The sequence below is a fragment of the Hydrogenophaga pseudoflava genome, assembly GCF_031020795.1.
Taxonomy (GTDB): Bacteria; Pseudomonadota; Gammaproteobacteria; order Burkholderiales; family Burkholderiaceae_C; genus Hydrogenophaga; species Hydrogenophaga pseudoflava_A.
In genome coordinates this window covers 66762-83459 of record NZ_JAVHJP010000007.1, presented here as the reverse complement: position 1 = coordinate 83459, position 16698 = coordinate 66762, and the positions used below count along the sequence as shown (strand labels likewise).

Genomic DNA, 16698 nt, shown 5'->3' with positions numbered 1-16698 from the left:
CCGAAGTCTAACGGCCCCGGCATGCCCCGCCTAAAATTGCGGGTTCCCCTGCAGAAAGATTCTCCTCATGAGCCAGCGCCGCCTGTTCGTCACCACCGCCCTGCCCTACGCCAACGGCCATTTCCACATCGGCCACATCATGGAGTACATCCAGGCCGACATCTGGGTGCGGTTCCAGCGCATGCAGGGCCATGAGGTGCATTTCGTCTGCGCCGACGACGCACACGGCGCGCCGATCATGATCGCGGCCGAGAAGGCCGGCAAGACGCCGCAGCAGTTCGTGGCCGACATCGCCGCCGGCCGGCCGCAGTACCTCAACGGCTTCCACATCGGCTTCGACAACTGGCACAGCACCGACGGCCCGGAAAACCACCAGCTCGCGCAGGACGTCTACCGCGCGCTCAAGGCCAACGGCCTGATCGAGACCCGCACCATCGAGCAGTTCTTCGACCCCGAGAAGAACATGTTCCTGCCCGACCGCTTCATCAAGGGCGAATGCCCCAGGTGCGGCGCCAAGGACCAGTACGGCGACAACTGCGAGGTCTGCGGTGCGGTCTACGCGCCGACCGAGCTGAAGAACCCCTACTCGGCCCTGTCGGGCGCGACGCCGGTGCTCAAGCACTCGGACCACTTCTTCTTCAAGCTGTCCGACCCGCGCTGCCTGGACTTCCTCAAGGGCTGGACCACCAGCGGCGCGGTGCAGCCCGAGGTGCTCAACAAGATCACCGAATGGATCGCCCCAGGCGAGGACGGCAAGCCCAAGATGGGCGACTGGGACATCAGCCGCGACGCGCCCTACTTCGGCATTCAGATCCCCGATGCGCCGGGCAAGTACTTCTACGTGTGGCTGGACGCGCCCATCGGCTACCTGGCCTCGCTCAAGAACTACTTTGGCAAAACCAGCCGCGACTTCGACGCCTTCATGGCCGACCCGGCCACCGAGCAGTACCACTTCATCGGCAAGGACATCATCACCTTCCACACCCTGTTCTGGCCGGCCATGCTGCACTTCAGCGGCCGCAAGGTGCCCAACGCGGTCTTCGTGCACGGCTTCCTGACCATCAACAACGGCGAGAAGATGAGCAAGAGCCGGGGCACCGGCCTGTCGCCGCTGAAGTACCTTGAACTGGGCATGAACCCCGAGTGGCTGCGCTACTACCTGGCGGCCAAGCTCTCGGGCAAGAACGAGGACGTGGACTTCAACGCCGAAGACTTCATGCTGCGCGTCAACAGCGACCTGGTCGGCAAGTTCGTCAACATCGTCTCGCGCTCGGCCGGCTTCCTCACCAAACGCTTCGGCGGCCAGCTGACCCAGAGCTTCGACGAGCAGGGCAGCGCCCTGCTGGCCGACATCCGCGCCGCCGCCGACAGCATCGCCGCGCAATACAGCGAACGCGAATACGGCAAGGCCATGCGCGAGATCATGGCGCTGGCCGACCGCGTCAACGCCTACGTCGACCAGCACAAGCCCTGGGACCTGGCCAAGGACACCACCAACGACGCCCGCCTGCAGCAGGTGTGCTCGGTGCTGGTCAACGCCTTCACCGCACTGGCGCGCTACCTCGCGCCTGTGCTGCCAGAACTCGCCAGCAAGGTGCAGGCGCTCACCGGTGCCGACCTGAAGGACTGGCACAACGCAGCCAATGTGGCGGCCATCCAGCCTTACCAGCACCTGATGCAGCGCGTGGACATCAAGCAGCTCGACGCCCTGTTCGAACCCCCGCCGGCACCCGAAGAACCCAAGACCGTGCCGGGCGGCGAAGAAATCGCCCCGACGATCTCCATCGACGACTTCGCCAAGGTCGACCTGCGCATCGCACAGATCGTCAAGTGCGAGGCAGTCGAAGGTTCAACCAAGCTGCTGCGCCTGACGCTGGATGTGGGCGAAGGCCAGACACGCAACGTCTTCAGCGGCATCGCCAGCATGTACAAGCCCGAGGACCTGGAAGGCAAGCTGACCGTGATGGTCGCCAACCTGGCGCCGCGCAAGATGAAGTTCGGCGTCAGCGAGGGCATGGTGCTGGCCGCCAGCCACGCCGACGAGAAGGCGCAGCCCGGCATCTACGTGCTGCAGCCCTGGCCGGGCGCGATGCCGGGCATGCGCATCCACTGACCGGCCAAAGCCCGTGTTCGCCCCCATCCGTGGCTTCACCGCCCTGCAGCGCACGCCGCAGGCGGACCTGAAACTCGGCACCGTGCTGGCCTTCGTGGCCGGGGCGGCCAACGCGGGCGGCTTCCTGGCCGTGGGCCAGTACACCTCGCACATGACGGGCATGCTCTCGGCGCTGGCCGACAACCTGGTGCTCGGCCAGTTCGTTCTGGTGGGCGCGGGAGTCGTCTCGGTGCTGGCCTTCGTGCTGGGTGCCATGAGCACCGCCTGGATCGTCAACTGGGGCATGCGCCTGCAGCTGCGCAGCGCCTACGGCCTGCCCCTGCTGCTGGAAGCCGTGCTGTTGCTGGTATTCGGCCTGTTCGGCGCCGTCATGAGCCTTTGGCACACCGTCTTCCTGCCGGTGACGGTCGTGCTGCTCTGCTACATCATGGGCCTGCAGAACGCCGTCATCACCAAGATCTCGCAGGCCCGCATCCGCACCACGCATGTGACCGGCCTGGTCACCGACCTGGGCATCGAACTGGGCAAGCTGCTCTACGTGAACCGGCACCCCGACATGCAACCGGTGCGTGCCGACCGCGAACGTCTGCGGGTGCACGCCCAGCTGATCTTCAGCTTCCTGTCGGGTGGCATTGCCGGCGCCCTGGGCTTCAAGCACCTGGGCTACGTGAGCACCCTGCCGCTGGCGCTGGCCCTGTTGCTGCTCGTGCTGCGCCCCCTGCTGGACGACTGGCAGCGCCTGCGCGCCGGCTGAACCGCCAGAACCGTCTCAGCGGGCCCGGTCCAGCGCCGGGTCGCGCGCCGAACCGGCCGAGATCACCCGCAGGTCCGGGCTGAAGATCACCGTGAACACCTGGCTGTCGCTTTCGTTCGGGCCGTCGCGCCAGCGCCAGTCGTAGTGGATCTCCTTCTTGAGGGCGTACTCGGTCACCTTCATCGGTTTGCCCAGCAGCTTGCGCACATCCTCCATGGCCATCCCGGGCCGGATCTCGGCAAAGGTCCTCGTGTTGAGCACCTGCTTCAGGGCCGCCATCTTGCCGTCGGGGCCGATGGTGATCTGCCAGTTCTGGTAGCCCTCCGGCTGGCGGTTGTATTCGTAGATCTGGGCGCCGTCCGGCCCGTCCCACACGGCTTCGGGCGCCCCGAACTTCTCGCGCACATCGGCCTCGGTCGAGACACCCTCTTCGAGTTCGCTGATCGCCCGCTGGTCGCAGGCCGCCAGCAGCAGCACCCCCAACAGGAGGCACCCCCAACGGTTGAACATCTGTGAGGTCATGAGTCGCACCGCAAAGCCCAAAAATTCAGTGTAAACCCTGATGTCTGCGCCCCGTGCGGCGCGGTGCGGCGGGACGCAAACGGTAACATCTGGCGATGCTGAACAACCTGCCCCCGCTGGCGCCGTTCCGGCCCCGTCTGTTCCAGGACATCCGTGGCTACAACAGCGAAAAGCTGGCACGCGATGTGGGGGCCGGCGCGACGGTCGGCATCGTGGCGCTGCCGCTGGCCATGGCCTTTGCCATCGCCAGCGGACTCAAGCCGGAGGCCGGCCTGTGGACAGCCATCATTGCGGGCTTCCTCATTTCCGCCTTGGGCGGCACCTCCGTGCAGATCGGCGGCCCGGCGGGCGCCTTCATCGTCATCGTGTACGGCATCGTCGAACGCTACGGCGTGGCCAACCTGCTGATCGCCACCGCCAGCGCCGGTGTGCTGCTTTTCCTGCTGGGGCTGTTCCGGCTGGGTACCCTGGTGCGCTATGTGCCGGTGAGCGTTGTGATCGGCTTCACCAACGGCATTGCGGTGCTCATCGCCCTCTCGCAGGTGCGCGACTGGCTCGGGCTGGACATCGCCAAGATGCCGGGCGACTTCTTCGGCCAGATCGCCACCATCGCCGAGCACCTCGGCAGCTTCAACCCCTACGCCTGCCTGCTGGGCGTGCTGTGCGTGGTGGGCCTGTTCATCTGGCCGCGCCTGTGGGCGGTGGACTCGCAGTTCCGGCGCCAGCTGGAGCAGGTGGACACCATCAGTGCGCTCAAGGCCACCTCGCGGCTGCCGGCCCCGGTGGTGGCACTGGTGACGCTGTCGCTGCTCGCCTGGCTTTTGAAAATGCCGATCGAGACCATCGGCACCCGCTTCGGCGGCATCCCCCAGGGCCTGCCCGCGTTCGAGCTGCCCGACTTCAGCTGGCAGACCGTCAAGCAGCTGGTCACGCCCACACTCACCATCGCCTTGCTGGGCGCAATCGAGTCCCTGCTCTGCGCCCGAGTGGCCGACCAGCTGAGCGACGCCCCCAAGCACGACCCGAACCAGGAACTCATGGCGCAAGGGTTGGCGAACTTCGCTGTGCCTTTCTTCGGCGGCATGCCGGCCACCGGCACCATCGCGCGCACGGTGACCAACATCCGCTCGGGCGCGGTGTCGCCGGTGGCCGGCATGGTGCACGCCGGCACACTGGCGGCGGTCGTGCTGATGGCCGCACCGCTGGCGCAGCACATCCCGCTGGCGGTGCTGGCCGGGGTGCTGCTGTTCGTGGCCTGGAACATGGGCGAATGGCGCGAGTTCGGTCGCCTCAAGCAGTTCACCAACCACTACCGCCTCATGATGGTCTCCACCTTCCTGGTGACCATCGTGTTCGACCTCACTGTGGCGGTGGAACTGGGCCTGGTGCTGGCCTGCCTGCTGTTCGTGCGCCGGCAGAGCGACATCTTCCGCGCCGACCCGGTGCCCCAGCAGCACCCGGGGCAGGTCCATTTCCGGCTGTACGGCTCGCTGTTCTTCGGGGCCGTCGCCAAGATCGACCCCCTCGTGGCGGCGGTGGAACGGGCGCCCGCCGGCCTGGCGGTGACGCTGGACGCGAGCCGGCTCATCTCCCTGGACACCACCGGGCTGGACGCGCTGGAACAGCTGCACAAGGCCATCCTCAAGCGTGGCGGCACGCTGGAACTGACCGAACTGAACCCGCAACCGCAGTCGCTGATCGAGCGCTCCGGCTTCGGGGCCCGGTTGCGCGGCGAGGCGGTCGATCCGCACGCCGGATGAACTGGCCCGCCCGGTAAAATCGCGGGTTTTCCGCTGACCGGCGCACTGCGCCCACCCGCCATGAGCATTTTCGGCCGCCCCCACTACACCTCCGACGTCACCCAGTTCATCGACCAGCTCAAGTCCAGCAGGCCCGACATCGAACAGGGACAGCGCGAAGGGCGCTCGCTCCTGTGGGACAAGCAGGTCGACCGAGACCTGCTGGCCCAGGCGCAGGCCGCGCAAGTGCCGCAGCAACCCTACGTCTACCAGACCCAGCCGGATCCGCACTGAGCACGGCCGTTCAGAGCCCGAAATGAGCAACGAGGCCGGCGCACTCGATGCGCCCCCCGAAGGTCTGGACGCCGTGCTGCCGGGCGTGGTCGACCAGGTGGCCCTGGCGCGTCTGTACGGCGAGCCGCTGTTCGACCTGCCGCGCGACCTTTACATACCGCCCGACGCGCTGCAGGTCTTCCTCGAGGCTTTTGAAGGCCCGCTGGACCTGCTGCTGTACCTGATCCGCAAGCAGAACTTCAACATCCTCGACATCCCGATGGCGGCGGTGACGCGCCAGTACCTGAGCTACGTGGACGAGATCCGCGCCAGCAACCTGGAACTGGCGGCCGAGTACCTGCTGATGGCGGCGATGCTGATCGAGATCAAGTCGCGCATGCTGCTGCCGCCCAAGAAGACGGCCGAGGGCGAGGAAGCCGAAGACCCCCGCGCCGAGCTGGTGCGCCGCCTGCTCGAATACGAGCAGATGAAGCTGGCGGCCCAGCGCCTGGCCGAGATGCCGCAGTACGGCCGCGACTTCCTGCGCGCCCAGGTCTACGTCGAGCAGGCGCTGCAACCCCGCTTCCCCGATGTCAGCGCCCTGGACCTGCAGTCGGCCTGGCGCGACATCATGAAACGCGCCAAACTGGTCCAGCACCACAAGATCAGCCGCGAGGAGCTGTCGGTGCGCGAGCACATGAGCATCGTGCTGCGCCATCTGCAGGGTCGCAAGTTCGTGGAGTTCGGCGAACTGTTCGACACCTCCCGCGGCCCGCAGGTCATGGTCGTCACCTTCATTGCCATGCTCGAACTGGCCAAGGAAACCCTGATCGAGCTGACCCAGGCCGAGGCCTTTGCGCCGATCTATGTGCGCCTGGCGTACACCCCTGCATCATGACCACCCACCATTTCGACGTCCTCATCATCGGCAGCGGACTGGCCGGCCTGACCGCCGCCCTCAAGCTGGCCCCCACGCACCGCGTGGCCGTCGTCACCAAACGCGGCATTTCGGACGGTTCCAGCAACTGGGCCCAGGGCGGCATCGCCGCCGTGCTGGCCGAGGGCGACAGCTACGCCTCCCACGTCGACGACACCCTGGTGGCCGGCGCCGGCCTGTGCGACCTCGAGGCCACGCAGTTCACGGTGGAGAACGCGCCTGCCGCCATCGCCTGGCTGCAGGAGCTGGGCGTGCCCTTCTCCACCGAAAACGGCGAGCTGCACCTGACCCGCGAAGGGGGCCACACCCACCGCCGCATCGTGCACGCCACCGACGCCACCGGCGCCGCCGTGCAGACCACGCTGAGCAACCTGGCCCGCAAGACGCCTGGCATCACGTTCTTCGAGAACCACATGCTGGTGGACCTGATCACCGACGCCAAGCTGCCCGGCCACCAGACCGGCGACGGCCCTCAGCGCTGCCACGGCGCCTACGTGCTGGACGTGGACCGGGACGAGGTCGAGACCTTCTGCGCGCCGCACACCATCCTGGCCACCGGCGGCGCGGGCAAGGTCTACCTCTACACCACCAACCCCGACACCGCGACCGGCGACGGCATCGCGGCCGGCTGGCGTGCGGGTTGCCGTGTCGGCAACATGGAGTTCATCCAGTTCCACCCGACCTGCCTGTACCACCCGCACGTCAAGAACTTCCTCATCACCGAGGCAGTCCGCGGCGAGGGCGGTCAGCTCAAGCTGCCGCCGCAGCTGGGCGGTCACCGCTTCATGCCCGACCACGACCCGCGCGCCGAACTCGCACCGCGCGACATCGTGGCCCGTGCCATCGACTACGAGATGAAGAAGCACGGCCTGGACTGCGTGCACCTGGACATTTCCCACAAGAGCCCCGAGTTCATCCGGGAGCATTTCCCCAACATCCTGGCCCGATGCGCCGAGCTGGGCATCGACATCACCAGGGAGCCGATCCCGGTCGTGCCGGCCGCGCACTACACCTGCGGCGGCGTGGTGACCGATCTGGCCGGCCGCACGGACATCGACGGCCTGTATGCGGTGGGCGAGACCACCTGCACCGGCCTGCACGGCGCCAACCGACTGGCCAGCAACTCGCTGGTCGAGTGCATGGTGTTTGCGCAGGCGGCCGTCAAGGCCATCCACACGGCGCCGTCCGCCCCCCGGCCAGAGATCCCGCTGTGGGACGCCAGCCGCGTCAAGGACGCCGACGAACAGGTCGTCATCTCCCACAACTGGGACGAGCTGCGCCGCTTCATGTGGGACTACGTGGGCATCGTGCGCACCAACAAGCGGCTGGAGCGGGCGGCCCACCGCATCGCGCTGCTGCAAGGCGAGATCCAGGAGTTCTACGCCCAGTTCCACGTCACGCGCGATCTGCTGGAGTTGCGCAACCTGGTCCAGGTGGCCGACCTGATCGTGATGTCGGCCATGCTGCGCCGTGAAAGCCGCGGTCTGCATTACAGCCGCGACTACCCTGACAAGCTGCCGGAAGCCCGTCCGACCATCCTCGTTCCTCCGGCGCGCTGATCACCCGCACCGACCGCGGTGGTGCGCGTCTCGCGATACAGTAAGGGGATGATCACCAACGCCGATCCCGGCAGCCTCGCCCCGCCTGCGCCGCAGGCCCATCCCGCCGCCAGCGCAGCGGCGGCGAGCTTCGCTGCGTTGCTGGGTCGGCTGGACTACCTCGGCGCGACCGACATCGAAGCGATCCGGCGAGCCTACCGCTTTGCCGACGAGGCCCACCTCGGCCAGTTGCGCAAGAACGGCGATCCCTACATCACCCACCCGATCGCGGTGGCGGCCCAGTGTGCCGAGTGGAAGCTGGACGCCCAGGCGCTGATGGCGGCGCTGATGCACGACGCCATGGAAGACTGCGGCGTCAGCAAGACGGAGCTGGTCGAACGTTTCGGGGCACCGGTCGCGGACCTGGTCGACGGCCTGACCAAGCTGGAGAAGCTGGCCTTCGACACCCGCGAGCAGAACCAGGCCGAGTCTTTCCGCAAGATGCTGCTGGCCATGGCCAAGGACGTGCGGGTCATCCTCATCAAGCTGGCCGACCGCACCCACAACATGCGCACCATGGGCGACATGCCGCGCAACAAGTGGCAGCGCATCAGCAGCGAGACGCTGGAGATCTACGCCCCCATTGCGCACCGGCTGGGCCTGAACTTCACCTACCGCGAGTTGCAGGACCTCTCGTTCCGCTTTCTCCACCCATGGCGCTACGAGGTGCTCTCCAAAGCACTGAACAAGTCCCGAAACCGCCGCCGGGACCTGATCGCCCGGGTGCAGAAAGAGGTTGAAGGCGCGTTTGCCAGGCACGGCATGCAGGTGCGCATCGTCGGCCGGGAAAAAACGCTCTACTCCGTCTACCGCAAGATGGACAGCAAGCACCTGTCGTTCTCGCAGGTGACCGACATCTACGGCTTCCGCATCGTGGTGCCTGAACTGACCGACTGTTACACCGGCATGGGCCTGCTGCACCAGCTGTACAAGCCGGTGCCGGGCAAATTCCGCGACTACGTGGCCATTCCCAAGGTCAATGGCTACCAGTCGCTGCACACGACCCTGATCGGCCCCTTCGGCACCAACATCGAGTTCCAGCTGCGCACCCACGCCATGGACGTGGTGGCCGAATCGGGCGTCGCGGCCCACTGGCTCTACAAGGCCAACGAGCCCAACAGCGACACCACCCAGCGCCTGGGCACGCAGTGGCTCCAATCCCTGCTGGACATCCAGCAGGAAACGCACGACGCCAGCGAGTTCTGGGACCACATCAAGATCGACCTGTTTCCCGACGCGGTCTATGTGTTCACGCCCCAGAGCAAGATCCTCGCGCTGCCGCGCGGCGCCACCGTGATGGACTTCGCCTACGCCATCCACAGCGGCGTGGGCAACCGCGCGGTGGGCGCGCGGATCAACGGCGAACAGCGTCCGCTGCGCACAGAACTGTCCAATGGCGACGTGGTGGAGATTCTCACCAGCGAATCCGCCGAACCCAACCCGGCCTGGCTGTCCTTCGTCAAAACCGGGCGCGCACGCTCCAAGATCAGGCACCATCTCAAGACCCTGGCGCAGGAAAAGACCCATCAGCTCGGTGAGCGCATGCTTGCCCAGGCCCTTCGCTCCGAGGGGATCGCCAGCCTTCCCGATGCCAGTGGCGAACACAAGGCCACCTGGGACAAGCTGCTGCGCTTCACCGGCAACAAGTCGCGCGAGGAACTGCTGTCCGACATCGGCATGGGGAAGCGCATTGCCAACATGGTGGGCAAAAAACTCGCCGTGCTGTTGGCCGAAACGGGACTCAAGCCCGACGCCGTGCTCATCAGCACCGAACGCTACGCCGCTGGCGAAGACGAATCCGTCTCGCAGGGCGTGGTCAGTCTGGATGGCAGCGAAGGCCTGTCGGTTCAGTTCGCCCGCTGCTGCCAGCCCATCCCCGGCGACCGAATCGTCGGCTACCTGGGCCGCGGCGAGGGTCTGATCGTGCATACCGAAGACTGCCCGACCGGCAAGCGCCTGCTGGCACGGGACGGCGAACGCTTCCTGCAGGTCGAGTGGGCCGACGAGCCCACGCGCCCGTTCGACACCACCGTGGTCGTCACTGTGACCAATGGCAAGGGCGTCCTCGCCCGTGTGGCGTCTGCGATCGCGTCGGCCGAGGCAGACATCACCCATGTGGACATGGGCGACGAACCCGCCCAGACGGCCACCGACATTCGATTCTCCGTGGCGGTGCGCGACCGGGTTCATCTTGCAGAGGTGCTGCGCAGCCTCAAGCGGACCACCTCGGTCATCAAGGCGCAGCGTTTCCGCGCGGCCTGAGCGCCTTGATCAGCCCCCGGGCGCGGGATAGCTGACGGAGAGGATTTCCAGTTCCTGGGTTCCTCCCGGCACCACCAGGCGGACCAGGTCACCCACGCGCGCCTTCAGCAGCGCCCTTGCCACCGGCGACACCCAGCTGATTTCGTTGCGGGCACTGTCCGCCTCGTCCACGCCAAGGATGGTCACCGTGGTTTCTTCGCCGTCTTCATCGGCGTAGGTCACGTTGGCGCCGAAAAACACCTGATCACCCCCGTGGTGCTGCGAACAGTCCACCACCTCGGCGATTTCCAGCCGACGGGTGAGGAAGCGGATGCGCCGGTCGATCTCGCGCAGGCGTTTCTTCCCGTACAGGTAGTCACCGTTCTCGGACCGGTCACCGTTGCTGGCCGCCCAGTGAACGATCTCGACGATGCGAGGGCGCTCGTCGTCGATGAGTCCCAGGAGCTCGGCGCGAAGTCGATCGTAGCCCGCGCGGGTGATGTAGTTCACCCCGGTGGGCAGCGCGGCCGTTTCGGGCAGATCGTCGTCGGAATCTCCATCGGTTTCGCGGGTGAAGGCTTTGCTCATGGAAGAACGGCCCCAGGAGAACGCTTCGGAAGCGGAAAAGAAAAAAGCCCGCAGCTTGTGGCTGCGGGCTTCTCTGTTTGGCGCGGCTGGCAGGAATCGAACCCACGACCCCTTGGTTCGTAGCCAAGTACTCTATCCAGCTGAGCTACAGCCGCGTAAGCCTCGCATTGTAGCACGACTTTTTTGGCTCTGACAACCGAATTTCTGAAAGGCCAAAAATGACAGCAAAGTTTGCCGCAGCAATTGCCTGAACGACGGAGGGTGCACCCGAAAGCCGCGCACCGGACCCACCCGGCGTGGCACCCTACTTGCCGCGCGCGGCCATGCACGCTGTCCTCGCGTTCTCGACCTTGCCGCTGTTTCTCGGCGCCCTGTTGAGCGACTGGGCCTACGCCCGCACCTACGAGATTCAGTGGACCAACTTCGCAGCGTGGTTGATCACCGGAGGCCTCGCCTTGACGTGCCTCGCGCTGGTATGGACCGCCCTGGACCTGTTGCTGCGCCCCGCGGCTCGCCGGGGGCGCGTTGGCATGACCTACCTGGTGTTGCTTCTCGCCAGCCTTGTGCTGGGCTCCGCCAATGCGCTGGTGCATGCGAAGGACGGCTGGGCCGCGATGCCCGCGGGCCTGCTGCTGTCGGTTCTCGTGCTGCTGGTGGCAGCGGCTGCCAGCGTGATCGGTCTGGGCAGCCTGCGAAGGAGCCGGACATGAGCAGGGAGTGGATCGTCAGGTCCGCGGTTGCGGCCGCCGTGGCCTCGGTGGCGGGAGGGGTTGTGTTGGCCTTGGGCGAGGGAGCCAAGGACCAGTACGGTGCGCAGCCCGAGCTGCCGCCGCCACAGCGGGGACTGCTGCCGCAGATGGGCATCGCCGAGCCCGCACCATGGGGTACCCGGCAGCCGACCGTGCCCCAGGGCTGGACGATCACGGCCATCGCCACCGGGCTGAAGATCCCGCGCCAGACGCTGGTGCTGCCGAACGGCGACATCCTGGTGGCAGAAGGCAAGGGCAAGGGCGCGCCGGTGCTGACGCCGAAGGACTACATCGCCGGCCTGCTCAAGTCCCGCGGCGCGACGCGGGTCGAGGGCGGCAACAGGCTGACGCTGCTGCGCGACGCCGACGGAGACGGCACCTATGAAGGTCGCTGGGTCTATGCCGACAAGCTGAACGCGCCCTACGGCCTGGCCCTGGTCGGACGTCGGCTCTATGTAGCGAACCAGGACGCGCTGGTGCGCTTCGACCACGAGCCGGGCCAGACACATGCAGGCGCTCCCCCGGTGACAGTGGCGCAGCTGCCCTCGGCGATCAACCACCACTGGACGAAGGCGCTGGCTGCGGATGCGCAGGGCCGCTTTCTCTACGTGGGCATCGGCTCGAACAGCAATGTCGGCGAACGTGGCATGGCCGTGGAAGAGAACCGTGCCATGGTGTGGCAGGTGGACGCGGAGACTGGGGCGTCGCGGCCGTTCGCGACCGGGCTGCGCAACCCGACCGCGCTCGCCTTTGAGCCGGGCACCGGCCAACTGTGGGGCGTGGTCAACGAGCGCGACGAGCTGGGCCCTGATCTCGTGCCGGATTACATGACCTCGGTGCGCGATGGCGCCTTCTACGGCTGGCCTTATGCGTACTGGGGACCGACGGTCGACTCGCGGGTGCGGCCCCACGACGCGCAGAAGGTGCATGCCACCGTGCGGCCGGACTACGCACTGCCCTCCCATTCCGCGCCTCTCGGACTCGCATTCGTCGGACCGGCCAGCAACCCGCTCGGCGAGGGCGCTTTCGTCGGTATGCACGGCAGCTGGAACCGCGATCAGCCGGTGGGCTACAAGGTGGTGTTCGTGCCGTTCCGCAACGGTCAGCCCAGTGGCGACCCGGTGGATTTCGTCACCGGCTTCCAGGCCGACGGCAAGACGATGGGCCGGCCGGTCGGGGTGTCGGTGGATGCGCAGGGCGCGGTGATCGTGGCGGACGACCTGTCCAACACCGTATGGCGCGCCACGCCCGCGCGCTGAACCTGGCAGGCTTCATGCCATACCCCAGGACAGCGCGTGCGGCAGCAGCGCGGCGACGACGCCCTGCGCGCAGGCGCACCACCACAGCAGCGCGCAGTTGTCGAAGCTCGCACGCTGCCGCGGTGTCAGCAGCCCGGCCGCACCCCGGGCGACAAGATACGCCGCGAACGTCGCGAGCAGGGCCACGTGAAGGCCCACGACCGACAGCAACGCGGCGACGGTGGCGCTCCACGCGTCGGCCCGCGGCGCCAGACCCGCCGCCACATGCGCCTGCAGCAGCAGCGCGAATGCACCGACCGCCAGCGCGGCCGCCGGCACCAGCAGCGCGGCCGCACGCCAGCCATCCAGCACCTGTGTGCGCAGCCGGCGTGCCCGCCAGGCGACCAGCGCGGCGCTGAGCACAAAGCCGACAGCTGCGCCCGCCACGCTGCGCGTCTCGGGCAGCGCCGCGCCGGGCGGCGGACAGCTCACCGCCTGCATCGACACGTGCAGGTGCGCGAAGACCATGGACGCGAAGACGGTCATGTCGACGATGACGAGGATCACCGTCGCCCACCAGGAGTGCGAGGCCAGCAGCACCGCACCGACCGGGACCTGCACGCCCTCCCCCACCACCGCCGAGGGCACACCAGGCAGGCGGTCGGTCTGCCACAGCCAGGCGATGGTGCAGGCCACCGCCACCAGGCCGAACGCGTGCGCCGTCCACACCCACTGGACCGTCAGCAGCAGGAAAAAACCTGCCGTGCCCAGCGCTGCAAGCACGGGCAGCCAGCTCGGCCCGGGCAGCACGATGAGGTGGCGCAGCGCCGCCCGCCGGGGGCTGGTGATCAGCGTCTCGCGCCGCCCGGTGGCGGTGCCGGGCAGCCAGTGTTCGCCACGCACGATCTCCTCGGCCAGCGCCGGCTGGTGCCACAGCGGGTCGTGGTGCGCCACCTGCGGGATGCTGCGCAGCCCGTAGGTGTCCGAGGGCACCCACTCCAGCGTCGCCGCGCGCCAGGGATTGCCGTGCGGCCGCTGCGGCCGCCGCACGGTGCGCACCACGTCCACGGCCAGCAGCGCCACGCCGGCCGCGATGACCAGCGCACCGGCGCTGGACAGCAGGTTCGGCAGCTCCCAACCCAGGCCGGCCGGGTAGGTGTAGACGCGCCGCGGCATGCCCAGCACGCCGGCGATGTGCATCGGGAAGAAGCCGAGATGGAAGCCACCGAAGACCAGCCCGAAGACCCAGCGGCCCAGGCGTTCGTCCAGCCGGTGGCCGTTGCCCAGGGGAAGCCAGTGGTACAGCGCCGCGAACAGCGGGAACACCACGCCACCGATCAGCACATAGTGCAGATGGGCGACGATGAAGTACGAGTCGTGGGCCTGCCAGTTGAACGGCAGCACCGCCACCATCACGCCGGTCAGCCCGCCGGCAACGAAAGTGAACAGGAAACCCAGCAGGAACAGGGTCTGCGTGTCCGGCCGCACGCGGCCGCGCCACAGTGTGGCGATCCAGGCGAACACCTGCACACCGCCCGGGATCGCCACCGCCAGACTGGCCGCCGACACGAAGCTGAGCGAGAGCGAGCCCAGGCCGGCGGTGAACATGTGGTGCGCCCACAGTGCGAAGCTGATCAGCGCCACCGCAAACAGCGCATGGACGACGGCACGGTGACCCGCCAGCGGTGTCCCCACGGCCACCGGCAGGATGGCCGACACCATGCCCGCGGCGGGCAGGAAGATGATGTAGACCTCCGGGTGGCCGAAGAACCAGAACAGGTGCTGCCACAGCAGCGGGTCGCCGCCGCGCGACGCGTTGAAGAACGGCCAGTCGAACGCACGCTCCATCTCGAGCAGCGCGGTGCCGGCGATCATGGCCGGGAAGGCGAACACGATCATCAGCCCGACCACCAGCATCGCCCAGGCGTACACCGGCATGCGCGCAAGCGTCATGCCCGGCGCGCGCGTCATCAAGAGGCCGATGATCAGCTCGATGGCGCCGGCGATGGCCGAGATCTCGATGAAGCCGATGCCCAGCAGCCAGAAGTCGGCATTGAGGCCGGGCGAGTGCGCGCGGCTGGTCAGCGGCGGGTACATGAACCAGCCGCCCTCGGGTGCCAGGCCGACGAAGATGGTGCAGAAGAACGCGAACCCGCCAAAGGCATAGGCCCAGTACGCATAGGCCGACAGGCGCGGGAACGGGAGGTCGCGCGCGCCCAGCATGTTGGGCAGCAGATAGACCGCGACGGCCTCGACCACCGGCACTGCGAACAGGAACATCATCACCGTGCCGTGCATGGTGAAGAGCTGGTCGTAGGTCCGTGGACCGACCAGGTCGGCGTCGGGCAGCGCGAGCTGCGCGCGCATCACCAGCGCCAGCACGCCGGCCAGCAGCAGGAAGATGAACGCGGTGCCGATGTAGAGCTTTCCGATGAAGGTGTTGTTGACCGCGCTCATCGAACGCCAGCCCCGTGGCAGCATCCACACGTCGGCCAGGCGTTCCAGCTCGCCCGGTGGACGCGGCAGCGGGTTCGGCAGCGGCGTCATCGCAACTGCGCCAGGTAGGCGGCCAGCGCGTCCAGCGTCGCGCGGTCGAGGTGGCCGTACGAGGGCATGCGGGCGCCGGGCTTCAAGGCCTGCACGTCGGCGATCCAGCGCGCCAGCGCTTCATGCCCGTTTGGCAGCGTGCCGGCGCCCAGATGCAGGCGGCTGGCCACGTGGGTCAGGTCGGGCGCGAGCGCGGCACCCTCTGCGACACCGCGCACGGTGTGACAACCCGCGCACAGCTCAACGAAGGAGCGGCGGCCGCGCTCGGCCAGCGGGCCCTCGGGTGTGGCCGCCGGTGCGGCCTGTGCCGCAAGCCAGCGCTCGAACTCGTCGGGCGCCTGCACCACCACGTGCAGCGCCATGCGCGCGTGCTGGACACCGCAGTACTCGGCGCAGACGCCGCGGTGCACACCCGGGCGCTGCGGCGTGACCACCAGCCGGTTGACGCGGCCGGGCACCAGGTCCATCTTGCCGCCGAGCGCCGGCACCCAGAAGCTGTGGATGAGGTCCGGGCTGCTCAGGCCGATCTGTACCGTGCGGCCCACCGGCAGCCGCAACTCGTTGGCGACCGCCACCCACTGCGTGCCGGCCGGATCGCGGTAGCGCACCTCCCACCACCAGGGATGCCCGGTCACGCCGACCACCAGCGGATCGGCCGGCGGCCGCTCCAGTCCTTCGGTGCGCACCAGGCTGTAAGCCATCAGCGCGCTGAGCACGATCACCGGAAAGACGATGCCCCCACCCACCGTCCACCATGCGGTCGGCAGCACGCGCCGGCGCTGGCGCCCGCGCAGCGCGAGCATGAGCAGCGTCAGCACCAGCGCGAAGACCAGCGTGCCGCCGGCGAACAGCACACCGGAGACTTCGGCCAGCGCCGCCGCCTGCGTGCTGGCGGAGCCGGTGAGCCAGTTCACCGCAGCGCCATCAGGTATGCCGCCATGTCGCGCGCATCGGTGGCGGACACGCCGAGATCGGGCATGGCGGTGCCGGGCACCAGCGACTGCGGCGATTGCAGCCAGCGCTGCAGTGCGGCCGCCTCGTTCGGCACGCGCCCGGCGATGTAGCTGCGCCCTCCGAAAGCGGCCAACGTGGGCCCCACCTGCGTGCTGCGGCCGGGGACGCCCGGCACGGCATGGCAGCTGCCGCATTGGTAGTGGGCCAGCAGGAGCCGGCCGCGTTGCGCATCGCCACCCGGCACCAGCCGGTAAGCCTCACCCGGTGCGGGCGCACCGCTGCAGCCGCCCGCCGCCCCGGTGGCGAGGCCGGCGGCCAGCAGCGCGGAGGCGGCAGGGAGACGATGGGTCCGGACGGTCATCGCCATTCCAAGGCAATCCGCGTTCCTCCGCCGGGCGCGGTGTTTGCCGTCGGGACGCCACCAGCTGGCCCGCCGCGACCGACG

Annotated in this window: 14 protein-coding genes and 1 tRNA gene; 9 read left to right on the top strand and 6 right to left on the bottom strand. The window is 68.0% G+C overall.

The window, feature by feature from the left end:
- Positions 1-67: 67 nt before the first annotated feature.
- Together metG and RCO38_RS20590 are read left to right on the top strand one after the other, a co-directional pair.
- Positions 68-2113 (top strand): methionine--tRNA ligase, encoded by a 2046-nt coding sequence (gene metG / locus RCO38_RS20595; RefSeq protein WP_308330317.1) that lies wholly within the window; start codon positions 68-70, stop codon positions 2111-2113.
- A 13-nt stretch (positions 2114-2126) separates the two neighbouring features.
- Positions 2127-2867, top strand: a complete 741-nt coding sequence (locus tag RCO38_RS20590; protein ID WP_308330316.1) for a YoaK family protein — start codon at positions 2127-2129, stop codon at positions 2865-2867.
- Between the two features lie 15 nt (positions 2868-2882).
- On the opposite strand, the gene bamE is transcribed toward RCO38_RS20590, so the two are convergent.
- Entirely contained in the window at positions 2883-3389 is a 507-nt protein-coding gene (bamE, locus tag RCO38_RS20585; protein WP_308330315.1) for an outer membrane protein assembly factor BamE domain-containing protein, read from the bottom strand.
- A 95-nt stretch (positions 3390-3484) separates the two neighbouring features.
- Here bamE and RCO38_RS20580 point away from each other — a divergent pair, with 95 nt between their 5' ends.
- Genes RCO38_RS20580 through RCO38_RS20560 form a run of 5 tightly spaced genes read left to right on the top strand, consistent with a single transcriptional unit; the run spans position 3485 to position 10198 of the window.
- A complete protein-coding gene (locus RCO38_RS20580; protein ID WP_308330314.1) occupies positions 3485-5149 on the top strand; it encodes a SulP family inorganic anion transporter in 1665 nt (554 codons plus the stop codon).
- 60 nt (positions 5150-5209) lie between these two features.
- Positions 5210-5422, top strand: a complete 213-nt coding sequence (locus tag RCO38_RS20575; protein WP_308330313.1) for a DUF3460 family protein — start codon at positions 5210-5212, stop codon at positions 5420-5422.
- 22 nt (positions 5423-5444) lie between these two features.
- On the top strand, positions 5445-6299 hold the full coding sequence (locus tag RCO38_RS20570) for a segregation and condensation protein A (protein ID WP_308330312.1): 855 nt from the start codon (positions 5445-5447) through the stop codon (positions 6297-6299).
- The gene (gene nadB, locus RCO38_RS20565; protein WP_308330311.1) at positions 6296-7897 is read left to right on the top strand and encodes an L-aspartate oxidase; all 1602 of its coding nucleotides are present in this window, start codon (positions 6296-6298) and stop codon (positions 7895-7897) included. The genes RCO38_RS20570 and nadB overlap by 4 nt, the downstream gene beginning before the upstream one ends.
- 48 nt (positions 7898-7945) lie before the next feature.
- The gene (locus RCO38_RS20560; RefSeq protein WP_308330310.1) at positions 7946-10198 is read left to right on the top strand and encodes a RelA/SpoT family protein; all 2253 of its coding nucleotides are present in this window, start codon (positions 7946-7948) and stop codon (positions 10196-10198) included.
- A 9-nt stretch (positions 10199-10207) separates the two neighbouring features.
- Here the strand turns inward: RCO38_RS20560 and greB are convergent, their stop codons facing one another.
- A complete protein-coding gene (greB, locus tag RCO38_RS20555; protein ID WP_308330309.1) occupies positions 10208-10765 on the bottom strand; it encodes a transcription elongation factor GreB in 558 nt (185 codons plus the stop codon).
- A gap of 78 nt (positions 10766-10843) precedes the next feature.
- A tRNA-Arg gene (locus RCO38_RS20550) sits at positions 10844-10920 on the bottom strand.
- Between the two features lie 141 nt (positions 10921-11061).
- Here RCO38_RS20550 and RCO38_RS20545 point away from each other — a divergent pair.
- Positions 11062-11475, top strand: coding sequence for a DUF2231 domain-containing protein (locus RCO38_RS20545; RefSeq protein ID WP_308330308.1), 414 nt, complete (start codon positions 11062-11064; stop codon positions 11473-11475).
- A complete protein-coding gene (locus RCO38_RS20540) occupies positions 11472-12773 on the top strand; it encodes a PQQ-dependent sugar dehydrogenase (RefSeq protein WP_308330307.1) in 1302 nt (433 codons plus the stop codon). The genes RCO38_RS20545 and RCO38_RS20540 overlap by 4 nt, the downstream gene beginning before the upstream one ends.
- A 12-nt stretch (positions 12774-12785) precedes the next feature.
- On the opposite strand, the gene RCO38_RS20535 is transcribed toward RCO38_RS20540, so the two are convergent.
- Genes RCO38_RS20535 through RCO38_RS20525 form a run of 3 tightly spaced genes read right to left on the bottom strand, consistent with a single transcriptional unit; the run spans position 12786 to position 16614 of the window.
- A complete protein-coding gene (locus tag RCO38_RS20535; protein ID WP_308330306.1) occupies positions 12786-15299 on the bottom strand; it encodes a cbb3-type cytochrome c oxidase subunit I in 2514 nt (837 codons plus the stop codon).
- The gene (coxB, locus tag RCO38_RS20530) at positions 15296-16213 is read right to left on the bottom strand and encodes a cytochrome c oxidase subunit II (protein WP_308330305.1); all 918 of its coding nucleotides are present in this window, start codon (positions 16211-16213) and stop codon (positions 15296-15298) included. The genes RCO38_RS20535 and coxB overlap by 4 nt, the downstream gene beginning before the upstream one ends.
- On the bottom strand, positions 16210-16614 hold the full coding sequence (locus RCO38_RS20525; protein ID WP_308330304.1) for a c-type cytochrome: 405 nt from the start codon (positions 16612-16614) through the stop codon (positions 16210-16212). The genes coxB and RCO38_RS20525 overlap by 4 nt, the downstream gene beginning before the upstream one ends.
- Positions 16615-16698: the final 84 nt, after the last annotated feature.

What these genes read in the sequence shown, in the direction of transcription:
- bamE (WP_308330315.1), bottom strand. Translation starts at nt 3,389, where the DNA reads ATGACCTCACAGATGTTCAACCGTTGGGGGTGCCTCCTGTTGGGGGTG.
- RCO38_RS20560 (WP_308330310.1), top strand. Translation starts at nt 7,946, where the DNA reads ATGATCACCAACGCCGATCCCGGCAGCCTCGCCCCGCCTGCGCCGCAG.
- greB (WP_308330309.1), bottom strand. Translation starts at nt 10,765, where the DNA reads ATGAGCAAAGCCTTCACCCGCGAAACCGATGGAGATTCCGACGACGAT.
- nadB (WP_308330311.1), top strand. Translation starts at nt 6,296, where the DNA reads ATGACCACCCACCATTTCGACGTCCTCATCATCGGCAGCGGACTGGCC.
- RCO38_RS20535 (WP_308330306.1), bottom strand. Translation starts at nt 15,299, where the DNA reads ATGACGCCGCTGCCGAACCCGCTGCCGCGTCCACCGGGCGAGCTGGAA.
- RCO38_RS20540 (WP_308330307.1), top strand. Translation starts at nt 11,472, where the DNA reads ATGAGCAGGGAGTGGATCGTCAGGTCCGCGGTTGCGGCCGCCGTGGCC.
- metG (WP_308330317.1), top strand. Translation starts at nt 68, where the DNA reads ATGAGCCAGCGCCGCCTGTTCGTCACCACCGCCCTGCCCTACGCCAAC.
- RCO38_RS20575 (WP_308330313.1), top strand. Translation starts at nt 5,210, where the DNA reads ATGAGCATTTTCGGCCGCCCCCACTACACCTCCGACGTCACCCAGTTC.
- RCO38_RS20525 (WP_308330304.1), bottom strand. Translation starts at nt 16,614, where the DNA reads ATGACCGTCCGGACCCATCGTCTCCCTGCCGCCTCCGCGCTGCTGGCC.
- RCO38_RS20580 (WP_308330314.1), top strand. Translation starts at nt 3,485, where the DNA reads ATGCTGAACAACCTGCCCCCGCTGGCGCCGTTCCGGCCCCGTCTGTTC.
- RCO38_RS20570 (WP_308330312.1), top strand. Translation starts at nt 5,445, where the DNA reads ATGAGCAACGAGGCCGGCGCACTCGATGCGCCCCCCGAAGGTCTGGAC.